This window comes from Gluconobacter sp. DsW_058 (genome assembly GCF_002153615.1).
In the GTDB taxonomy this organism is placed as follows: Bacteria; Pseudomonadota; Alphaproteobacteria; order Acetobacterales; family Acetobacteraceae; genus Gluconobacter; species Gluconobacter cerinus.
On the sequence record NZ_JOPH01000006.1, the window covers coordinates 57,756 to 65,738 of the forward strand.

Consider the following 7,983-nt stretch of genomic DNA (forward strand, 5'->3'; position numbering starts at 1 on the left):
CACAGCCCATCGGCACATGACTGACACGTTTTTTGTGCACAAAAAAAGCCGGGCAGTTCCTTTATGGAACTACCCGGCCCTTAAGCAGAGACAATTTAAGATAAAATCAGGCCAGCTTTTCCATTTCGCGCAGAACGGCCTGTCCCATCATATCTGTACCAACGCGCGCCATGCCTGGAGACATGATGTCAGCGGTGCGCAGGCCGCTTGCCAGCACGTTGGACACTGCCTTTTCAATCAGTTCCGCATCTTCAGCCCGGTTGAGCGAGTAACGTAGCAGCATCGCAAAAGACAGAATCTGTGCCAGCGGGTTTGCAATGCCCTTGCCAGCGATATCCGGCGCGCTGCCATGGATCGGCTCGTACAGCGCATTGCGCTTGCCATCTTCACGGACAATGCCAAGCGTTGCAGACGGAAGCATACCCAGAGAACCCGTCAGCATCGACGCCAGATCAGACAGAATATCGCCGAACAGGTTGCCCGTAACGATCACATCAAACTGGTTCGGGTTACGAACGAGCTGCATGGCGCAGTTATCGGCCAGCATGTGAGACAATTCCACATCCTGATATTCGCGCTTGTGCAGATCCGTGACGACTTCCTTCCACAGGAGGCCGCTTTCCATCACATTGCACTTCTCGACGGAACATACGCGATTGCCGCGCTGACGGGCCATCTCGAAAGCAACGCGGGCAACACGCTCGATTTCAGACGTCGTGTAAACTTCCGTGTTGATTCCACGACGGGAACCATCCGGAAGCGTCTCAATGCCACGCGGCTCACCGAAATAAATACCACCGACCGTCTCACGGACGATCATGATATCCAACCCACGCACCACTTCCGGCTTCAGGGCAGATGCGTCGATCAGCGCATCAAAAAGCTGGGCCGGACGAAGGTTTGCGAAAAGCTCAAGCTCTTTGCGCAGCTTCAGAATGGCCACTTCAGGGCGCTTGTCAAACCCGACATGACCCCAGGCCGGATCACCAACCGAGCCAAACAGAACCGCATCAGACTTCCGGGCAAGGTCGATAACCTCATCACGGATAGGAACGCCATGGACTGCAAGGGAAGCCGCGCCAACGAGTTCTTCCGTAATGTCCAGCTTCAGGCCACGGTTTGCGTCCAGCCAATGCACAATCCGTGCAACTTCACGCATGACTTCCGGGCCGATACCATCACCGGCAAGAACAAGAAGCTTGTGGGCTTCACTCATTTTGCAGTTCCCATGCTGATTGACGGCACCCATGCGCGGCTGGCCTGATGTTCAAAGCTGCTGATTTCCGCATCATGCGCCAGCGTCTGGCCAATATCGTCCAGACCTTCGAGCAGCATGTGACGGCGGAAGGGATCAACTTCAAACGGCACAACATTCCCGTCGGGGCGAATGATGATCTGCTTTTCCAGATCGACCGTCAGACGGGAATTCGAACCCTGGCGTGCATCACCCATTAGTTCGTCACAGATTTCCCGTGGCAAACGGATAGGCAGGATACCGTTCTTGAAACAGTTATTGAAAAAAATATCGGCAAAGCTCGGCGCGATGACACAGCGGATGCCGAAATCCAGCAGAGCCCACGGCGCATGCTCACGAGACGAGCCGCAACCGAGATTGTCATAGGTGATGAGGATTTCAGCCTGACGATACGGCTCTTTGTTCAGAACAAAGTCCGGGTTCTCGTTGCCATTCTCGTCGTAGCGCTGCGCGGCAAAGGCGTTCTTGCCTAGCCCCGTGCGCTGGATGGTCTTCAGGAAGCGCGCCGGAATGATCTGATCGGTATCAATGTTCTCATTCGGCATCGGAGCCGCAATGGCGGTCAGTTCCGTGAACTTATCCATCAGACGGTTTCCTTCATCAGCTCACGCACATCACATAGCGTGCCCGTGACAGCCGCCGCGGCAGCCATGGATGGGGAACACAGATGCGTTCTGCCGCCCGGCCCCTGACGACCTTCAAAGTTACGATTGGACGTAGACGCGCAACGCTGTCCCGGCGTCAGACGATCCGGGTTCATCCCCAGACACATCGAGCAGCCTGCCTCGCGCCATTCAAAACCGGCATCAAGGAAAATCTTGTCCAGCCCTTCGGCTTCGGCGGCTTCCTTCACGAGGCCCGATCCCGGCACGATCATCGCGCGAACGTTCTTCGCAACATGACGACCGCGCACAACTTCAGCAGCAGCGCGCAGATCTTCCAGACGGCTGTTGGTGCAGGAGCCGATGAAGACCACATCAACGGGCGTTCCGGCAATCTTCTGGCCAGCCGTCAAACCCATGTAATCCAGAGCGCGCTGAACCTGCGCAGCCTGTGCCGGATCCTTGAAATCAGACGGGGACGGCACGATGCCATCAATCGGCAGAACGTCCTGCGGGCTGTTACCCCATGTGACGGAAGGCACAATGTCTTCGGCCTTCAACGTCACTTCCGTATCGAAATGAGCGCCTTCATCCGATGCCAGCGTACGCCAGTAAGCACAGGCATGCTCGAACGCTTCACCCGTCGGTGCAAACGGACGGCCATTTACGTATGCGAAAGTCGTTTCGTCGGGTGCGACCAGACCAGCCTTTGCACCGCCCTCGATGGACATGTTGCAGAGCGTCATACGCCCTGCCATGTCCAGATCGCGGATTGCAGAGCCGGCAAATTCGATTACATGGCCAGTGCCACCTGCCGTACCGATCTTACCGATAATGGCCAGCATGATGTCCTTGGCTGTCACGCCCGGACCCACTTTGCCCTCAACAGAAACACGCATGTTCTTTGCGGGCTTCTGGAGTAGCGTCTGGGTCGCCATGACGTGTTCGACTTCGGAGGTGCCAATACCAAATGCAAGGGCGCCGAGTGCGCCGTGAGTCGAGGTATGACTGTCACCGCAAACGATCGTCATACCTGGCAGGGAAATGCCCTGCTCTGGCCCGACAACGTGAACGATGCCCTGAGACGCGGAACGCAGCGGGAAATAGGGAACGCCGAACTCAGCGACATTCTTCTCCAGCGTTTCGATCTGGAGACGGCTTTCCGGCTCTTCAATGGGCTGGGAACGGTCGGACGTGGGGACGTTGTGGTCCACCACGGCGACTGTTGCGTCCGGACGACGCAGGCGACGTCCGGCCATCCGCAGACCTTCAAAGGCCTGCGGGCTTGTCACCTCGTGAACGAGGTGACGGTCGATGTATAGGATGCACGTCCCGTCTTCGAGGCGGTCAACAACGTGATCGGCCCAGATCTTGTCAAACAGGGTTCTGGGCGAAGAAGAAACGGGCATCCTTATACTCCAACCTTGACTTAGGAAGCGGCTTTTTCGCCAGCCTTCGGCAGATCGCGCGGGCGCTCTGCAATACGTGCAGACTTACCCGAACGACCACGCAGGTAGTACAGCTTTGCGCGACGCACCTTACCACGACGCACCACTTCGATGCTGGCGAGGGACGGAGCGTACAGCGGGAACACACGCTCCACGCCTTCACCGTTGGAAATCTTGCGAACAGTGAAGTTGCTGTTCAGGCCCTTGTTGGAACGGGCAATGACAACGCCTTCGAAGTTCTGCACGCGCTCACGCGTACCTTCAACAACGCGGACGCCAACGCGAACCGTGTCACCTGCGATGAATTCCGGAACGGCGCGAGCCGCGGAAAGACGCTCGATTTCGCGCGCCTCGTACTGCTGGATAATGTTCATGACCAAACTCCTGGAAACAAAAATTCAATGAACCTGCTGTCGCGCCAGGTACGCATCCCAGAGATCGGGGCGACGCGCCTTCGTGACTGCGATTGACTGTTCATGACGCCAGCGGGCAATGGCGCCGTGATGACCGGACAGAAGGATTTCAGGCACTTCGCGCCCATCCCAGACTGCCGGCTTGGTATATTGCGGGTATTCTAGCAGACCTTCGGCAAAACTCTCGTCCTGTCCGCTGATCTCAGACCCCATAACTCCGGGAAGCAGCCGTACACACGCATCCAGAAGAGTCAGAGCAGGAATTTCTCCGCCTGACAGTACGACATCGCCCATACTGAACTGTTCGATGTCGTGCTTTTCCAGTACGCGCTCGTCTACCCCTTCAAAACGCCCGCAGAGGACGACAACACCGGGCCCAGCCACAAACCGCTCCGCATCTTCATGCGAGAGACGACGTCCGCGGGGTGTCGGGTAGATGACGGGTCGACCATCCAGCGCGGGAAGCGCCGAGAGAGCCGTATCCAAAACATCCGCCCGCATCACCATGCCAGCTCCACCACCAAATGGCGTATCATCCACCGCACGATGGCGGCCCTGTCCGTGAGCGCGCAGATCATGCGCTTCACAGGACCAGATGCCACGTTCGAGCGCCCTGCCCGCCAGGGAAAATCCAAGCGGCCCCGGAAACATGTCCGGAAACAGGGTTAGTATGTCAGCGCGCCAACTCATGCCCGGACCTGTACCTCTCCATCGAGATCGCCTTCGACCTCGACTTCAACTGGCGGCACGACGGTCACGCGACGGTGCGCGAGATCGACATGCGGCACACAGGCCAGCGTGAATGGAACAATCAGACCTCGATCAATCTCGATGCTGACACCCGCACCATAGTCATGAACTATGGAGACGGTTCCAAGCACCTCGCCATCTTCGGAAACTGCAGTCATGCCGATCAGGTCGGCATGATAGAACTCGTCTTCCTCGACAGCCGGCAGAAGCTCACGCGCAACATACAAACGACGGTTAACCAGTCGTTCGGCAGCTGTGCGGTCTGGCAGAGTGTTCCCCTGAGCATCTGTCAGAGCAGCCACCCCGGGAGAAACCCAGCTTGCTGTCCATACAACCCCGCGCTCATCATGCAGCGCACCGAACATCTCGACAGAAGCCGGATCATCAGTAGCAGCATGAAGATGAACCAGACCGCGTACGCCATGCGGACGACCGATGGTCGCGATCAGGACATCACTGTCAGGTTTAAAGGGTGGCACGGATCAAGCGTCCTGAAACGTCAGCAGTAGATCAGGCTGCGGCAGCTGCAGCAGCGGCTGCTTCTGCAGCGCGAGCCTGAGCCTTGGCCTTCGGAGCGGACTTCTTCGGCTGCTCGCTGTAAGCAGGCTTCGGAGCCAGACCAGCGTTACCGAGGAAACGTGCAACGCGGTCAGTTGCCTGCGCGCCGTTGGACAGCCAATGCTGGATGCGCTCGCCGTCAAGGCGGATACGATCAGCATGGCCGGACGGCAGCATCGGGTTGTATGCGCCAACCTTTTCGATGAAACGGCCATCGCGCGGGCTGCGGCTGTCTGCAACGACGATGTGGTAGTACGGACGCTTCTTGGCACCAGCGCGTGAAAGACGAATCTTGAGGCTCATGAAAAACTCCTGAAAAACAAACTTGAAAACTTGATGCTGATCAGACGAAAGGCGGGCGCCCACCGGGCTTGCCCATCCCCTTCATCATGTCGGCCAGACCACCTGCCCCACCCATTCCGCGCATCAGGCCACCAAGGCCCATTTTGCTGATGCGCTTCATCATTGTGGACATGTCGTCAAACTGCTTGAGCAGACGGTTCACTTCCTGAACCGTCGTTCCAGAACCTGAGGCGATCCGCTTTTTACGGGATGCCTTGATGATTCCCGGCGTTTTGCGCTCCTGCTTGGTCATCGAGGAAATGATGGCCTTGTGACGTTTGAAGATCGATGTGTCGATCTCCTTGTCACCCAGCATATCCTTGATCTTGCCCATACCAGGAAGCATGCCGAGAATGCCCGAGATCGACCCCATACGGTTGATCTGGTTGATCTGGGACACGTAGTCATCCAGATCAAACTTACCGGCGAGCATCTTTTTGGCTACGCGCTCGCCTTCTTCGTGGTCGAGCGTTTCCGCTGCGCGTTCCACGAGGCCAGCAACGTCACCCAACCCCAGAATGCGGCCAGCCACACGTTCCGGATGGAATTCTTCGAGCGCTTCCAGCTTTTCGCCAGAACCCGTCAGCTTGATCGGTGCGCCCGTAATGGCCTTCATGGACAGTGCGGCACCGCCACGGGCGTCACCATCCATTCGACTCATGACGACGCCGGTAATACCGACGGCTTCATTGAAGGACTTGGCTGTATTGACCGCATCCTGCCCCGTCATCGCGTCCACGACCAACAGCGTTTCTGCCGGGTTCGTGACAGAACGGATCTCGCGAACCTCGTCCATCAGAGCTTCGTCGATAGACAGTCGGCCAGCGGTATCGAGAATGACGATATCGTAGCCTTCGCGACGGGCTGTTTCCAGCGCACGCTTCGCGATATCTACCGGCGACTGCCCCGCTACGATTGGCAGAGACTTTACCAGCCCTGTAATCGCGTTGACGCGCTCAGCAAGCTGCTGAAGCTGGAGCTGCGCTGCTGGACGCTGCACATCCAGGCTCGCCAGAAGAATCTTCTTGCGCTCACGGGAAGAGAGACGCAGGGCGATCTTACCCGACGTCGTGGTCTTTCCCGAACCCTGCAGACCAACCATCAGCAATGGAACTGGCGGCACGGCTGAAAGATTCAGAGGAGCAACACCGGCGCCGCCGAGCGCGTCAATCAGGGCATCGTTAACGATTTTGGCGACAGCCTGGCCAGGAGAAACGCTTTCCAGCACTTCATGACCAACTGCACGCTCACGCACCTTATTGACGAAGTCCCGCACGACAGGCAGCGCGACGTCCGCCTCCAGCATCGCGAGACGAACTTCACGCATGGCCTCGGTGACATCAGCCTCCGAGAGCTTTCCATTCTTGGAAAGCCCTTCGAGGACACCGGACATCTTACCTGAGAGTTGATCGAACAACGGGCCACCTTATAGCAAGCAGAAACACGCCACTGCGCGAGCCTTCGCGATGTGGCGTGTCCGGAAACAGGTTCGCTCTATCGCTTCGTGACGCGGACGTCAAGCAATAGAGCGCCTCAACCTTAGAAATCAGGGTGCAGGCGGCGGCCCATCTTCAGGCGGATGGCCCATAATGGCGTCCAACTGATCATGGAGCGAACGAATTTTCTCCATGGTCGCGTTCGCCTGACGGCGCTGCTCAGAAGTCAGGATATCATGGAGCTTCTCCTGCGTCTCCAGTCGAGCCTGCGCTTCCTGCACATGCAGGTCGGATTCCTGCTTGGTCAGATCAGCGAGGAGCGTGCGATCCAGATCACCTTCCACAGAGAGAGCTGTGCGGATCTTGTCCCGAAGAGCCTTCAGCTTTTCATGCCGAGCCTTCATCTCCTCATGGCCTTGGCTGAAAATCTTATGGACCTGAGCCTTCTGGGCCTCAGTCAGAGTTATTCCCGGCGGGAACGGCGGAAGCATGCCCCCAGGACCCGGCCTGCCATGCATGCCATCAGGCTGCGGTCCAGGCGCACCCGGATGGGCGTGTGCCAGTGCGGAACCAGCCAACAGCCCAACGGAAGCTAGAGCCGGAAGAAGAACAGAAAGACGAAATGCCGTCATGGATGCTATATCCTTGATGGTGATGAGAGGCGAAAAAGCGTTCCCGCCCCATTCCCTTCAAGATGGCAGTTTTTTCGTTACAAAACGCCCCATGTCCTGTTTCGAAGAGTAAACCCCTCCAAGGTATGTAACAAAGAAGGAGACTTGACGTGAGCGCCATCTCATCGCATGTAGCCGCCCACGTCCTGCACGCAGGACACGACTCCCGATTTTACGGTTGGGGTCTGGAGAGGTGGCCGAGTGGTTTAAGGCAGCGGTCTTGAAAACCGCCGTGCGTGGAAGCGTACCGTGGGTTCGAATCCCACCCTCTCCGCCAGATAAATCAAAAATTCTTGGCTTTTTCAGAGAGTTATTTGATTTTTCGAAATTCACCCCACCTTGAGACCCATCTTAAAAAATGCGTCATCGCGCGGCGCTCGGACGCGATATGCGTCGTTTTATAAATTTCCCGTTATAAATTTCCCGATGTGACCTGGAGGGTTCGAAAAACCCTCTGGTTTTGAGTTCTGCTCTGTGATTCCATTTTCCTTGCGTTGATTGGAGTATG

The 7,983-nt window shown here is 57.1% G+C and carries 9 protein-coding genes and 1 tRNA gene; 1 reads left to right on the top strand and 9 read right to left on the bottom strand.

Annotated features, from left to right (window positions below; all coding sequences use genetic code 11):
• Positions 1–106: 106 nt before the first annotated feature.
• From leuB to HK24_RS05495, 9 genes are all read right to left on the bottom strand, one after another.
• Positions 107–1,216, bottom strand: coding sequence for a 3-isopropylmalate dehydrogenase (gene leuB, locus HK24_RS05455; protein WP_086633647.1), 1,110 nt, complete (start codon positions 1,214–1,216; stop codon positions 107–109).
• Entirely contained in the window at positions 1,213–1,839 is a 627-nt protein-coding gene (gene leuD, locus HK24_RS05460) for a 3-isopropylmalate dehydratase small subunit (protein ID WP_064273079.1), read from the bottom strand. The genes leuB and leuD overlap by 4 nt, the downstream gene beginning before the upstream one ends.
• On the bottom strand, positions 1,839–3,266 hold the full coding sequence (gene leuC, locus HK24_RS05465; protein ID WP_086633642.1) for a 3-isopropylmalate dehydratase large subunit: 1,428 nt from the start codon (positions 3,264–3,266) through the stop codon (positions 1,839–1,841). Before leuC ends, leuD begins: the two co-directional genes overlap by 1 nt.
• A gap of 20 nt (positions 3,267–3,286) precedes the next feature.
• The gene (gene rplS / locus HK24_RS05470; RefSeq protein WP_010504000.1) at positions 3,287–3,679 is read right to left on the bottom strand and encodes a 50S ribosomal protein L19; all 393 of its coding nucleotides are present in this window, start codon (positions 3,677–3,679) and stop codon (positions 3,287–3,289) included.
• A gap of 24 nt (positions 3,680–3,703) precedes the next feature.
• Entirely contained in the window at positions 3,704–4,408 is a 705-nt protein-coding gene (trmD, locus tag HK24_RS05475) for a tRNA (guanosine(37)-N1)-methyltransferase TrmD (protein ID WP_046901338.1), read from the bottom strand.
• The gene (rimM, locus tag HK24_RS05480) at positions 4,405–4,947 is read right to left on the bottom strand and encodes a ribosome maturation factor RimM (RefSeq protein ID WP_086633643.1); all 543 of its coding nucleotides are present in this window, start codon (positions 4,945–4,947) and stop codon (positions 4,405–4,407) included. The genes trmD and rimM overlap by 4 nt, the downstream gene beginning before the upstream one ends.
• A gap of 31 nt (positions 4,948–4,978) precedes the next feature.
• On the bottom strand, positions 4,979–5,329 hold the full coding sequence (rpsP, locus tag HK24_RS05485) for a 30S ribosomal protein S16 (RefSeq protein ID WP_086633648.1): 351 nt from the start codon (positions 5,327–5,329) through the stop codon (positions 4,979–4,981).
• A 40-nt stretch (positions 5,330–5,369) separates the two neighbouring features.
• Positions 5,370–6,785, bottom strand: a complete 1,416-nt coding sequence (gene ffh, locus HK24_RS05490; protein WP_064273075.1) for a signal recognition particle protein — start codon at positions 6,783–6,785, stop codon at positions 5,370–5,372.
• Positions 6,786–6,914: 129 nt separating this feature from the next.
• Complete coding sequence (locus HK24_RS05495; RefSeq protein WP_086633644.1) at positions 6,915–7,436, bottom strand: Spy/CpxP family protein refolding chaperone; 522 nt, start codon at positions 7,434–7,436, stop codon at positions 6,915–6,917.
• Between the two features lie 226 nt (positions 7,437–7,662).
• On the opposite strand from HK24_RS05495, the gene HK24_RS05500 reads away from it, so the two are divergent.
• Positions 7,663–7,752: transfer RNA gene (locus tag HK24_RS05500), tRNA-Ser, on the top strand.
• Positions 7,753–7,983 lie beyond the last annotated feature (231 nt).